This is a genomic window from Pectobacterium polonicum (assembly GCF_005497185.1).
In the GTDB taxonomy this organism is placed as follows: Bacteria; Pseudomonadota; Gammaproteobacteria; order Enterobacterales; family Enterobacteriaceae; genus Pectobacterium; species Pectobacterium polonicum.
Genome location: NZ_RJTN01000064.1, coordinates 1 through 532, shown reverse-complemented (window position 1 = coordinate 532; position 532 = coordinate 1). Strand labels below are relative to the sequence as shown.

The following is a 532-nucleotide window of genomic DNA, read 5'->3' as shown; positions in this document are numbered from 1 at the left end:
TATCCTGGCTGTTAATTCTGCTGACGATTTTCATCTTACTGACCCCCTGTTGGCGATATCTCCGAAAACACTAACGTCAGCCACATTCAAACCGTTCACGTCTTATATCAGGGAATTTATTATGAAAGTTGCCATTCTTGGCGCAGGAAATATCGGTTTCGCCAGCGCAGCCTGGCTGGCATCAACAGGGCATACGCCTATTCTGTGGTCGCCTCATGCAGAAAATCTGGCTCCCTTACGAGCCAGACAGCACCGTTTATCTTTTACCGGAATCATTCAGGGCGAATGCAAACTGGAAAGTGAGAATGACATCGCCGTTGCAGTCAGACACGCCGAGGTTGTCCTACTTTGTGTTCCCGGATATGGCCATCGATCGGTCATTGATGCGCTCGTTCCCCATATCAAAAATGGCCAGCCCATCATTATTAACAGCGCCTGCTCATTGAGCGCGCTGTACCTTTCCAGGCAATTAGCAGAACGCCGTGTCAGTGCGCCTATCATCACTTGGGGTACGACGGTGCTCACCGCCCGC

1 protein-coding gene is annotated in these 532 nt (G+C 50.8%); it reads left to right on the top strand.

All coding sequences use genetic code 11. The features are described from left to right. Window positions 1-121 precede the first annotated feature (121 nt). Window positions 122-532, top strand: a 411-nt coding sequence (locus EDI29_RS22630) for an NAD(P)-binding domain-containing protein (RefSeq protein ID WP_167494553.1), incomplete at its 3' end; no start/stop codon positions are given.